Origin of the sequence: Sinomonas sp. (assembly GCF_036848755.1) — a bacterium.
In the GTDB taxonomy this organism is placed as follows: domain Bacteria; phylum Actinomycetota; class Actinomycetes; order Actinomycetales; family Micrococcaceae; genus Sinomonas.
Genome location: NZ_DAIUJO010000247.1, coordinates 1 through 1,518, shown reverse-complemented (window position 1 = coordinate 1,518; position 1,518 = coordinate 1). Strand labels below are relative to the sequence as shown.

1 protein-coding gene is annotated in these 1,518 nt (G+C 70.6%); it reads right to left on the bottom strand.

The window, feature by feature from the left end; translation table 11 throughout:
• Positions 1-1,518: glycerol-3-phosphate dehydrogenase/oxidase (locus tag V7053_RS19005; protein WP_334173805.1), on the bottom strand; the 1,518-nt coding region annotated here is incomplete at both ends.

The window sequence follows — 1,518 nt, the reverse complement described above, 5'->3', positions numbered from 1 at the left end:
CGTGGCCGACGTGCTCGTGCTCGGCCATGTAGGCCAGTTCCCGGGTGCTGAGCTCGCGGGTGCTGCCCAGCAGGCGGTCCTCCCCGGCGCGGAGGTAGGCGGCCACCTCGGAGGCCCGCGTCCCGTAGCGCTCGAGCAGCACCTCCGCCCGGTCTGGGTCGACGGCCGGGCCGAGACGGGAGGCGATCCACTGCCGGCGGGCCGCGGGGTCGGCAGGATAGCCGGTGCCGCCGCCGATGGGGAGCTCAGCGGTGCCCGTCCGGCGGCGCATGCCCAGTTCGTGGAGGACGTCCTCCGCCAGGTGCTCCGAGAGTGCGCGGAAGGTCGTCCACTTGCCGCCCACGAGGCTCAGTCGCACGGGACCGTCGGCGCTCACGTGCCGTTCGATGCGGTAGTCGCGGGAGACGAAACCGGGGACCGTGCCGTCGTGGCGCGGGAGCGGCCGGACGCCGGAGAAGGTGTAGACGATCTGCTCGGGGGCGATGCGCACCGTCGGGAAGACATGGCGGACGAGGTCGAAGAAGTAATGGATCTCGTCCTGGGTGCAGGTGGGCGTCAGGTCGTTGCCGGCGAAGATGTCGGTCGTGCCCACCAGGACGCGGTCCCCGATCGGGTAGATCAGCACGATCCTGCCGTCGCTGTGCTCGAAGAAGATCTCCCGTCCGCGGGTCGCGTCGAGCAGCTCCGGGGAGTCGAGGACGATGTGCGATCCCTTGGTCCCGCCCATGAAGTGTGTCGGGGCGCCGAGTGCCTCGTTCGTCCGATCCGTCCACGCCCCCGTGGCGTTCACGACGACGTCCGCGTGCAGGGTGAATTCCTCGCCGGTGAGCTCGTCCCGCAGGCGCACCGCCCCGCCGTCGCCCGCCCCGACGGCTGCGACGTAGTTTGCCGCCCGTGCGCTGTCTCGCCCCGCCTCCAGCCCGTCCTGGAGGACATCGAGGGTGAGCCGCTCAGGGTTGTGCACCGATGCGTCGAAGTAGGTGGCGGTGTACTTCACGTCCGGCCGGAGACGAGGCAGCTCGGCGAGGGCCTTCCTCCGCGAGAGGAAGCGGTGCCGCGGGACGGTGCCGCCTTCGCGCGAGAACGCGTCGTAGAGGGACAGGCCCACCTTGACCAGCAGCGCGCCTCTCGCCCGCGGCTTCCCCGAGCGGTGCGTGAGGAACCTGCGAGGAGCGTTCAGGACGCCCGAGAACATGCTGAAGACCGGGATGGTGGTCTGCAGCGGCTTCACGTAGTGCGGTGCGATCCGAAGCAGGCGGTTGCGCTCGACGACGGACTCGCGAACGAGCCGGAACTCGCCGTTCTCCAGGTATCGGATCCCGCCGTGGATCATGTGGGAGGACGCCCCGGAGGCTCCCTGGCAGAAGTCGCCACGCTCGACGAGGACGACGTCGACGCCCTGCAGCGCGAGGTCCCGGAACGTCCCCACGCCGTTGATTCCGCCGCCGACGATGAGGACTTGGGCGCGGGGACGGCGCCGGATCGACTCGACGCTGGAGCGGACGGCATGGTCAGCGG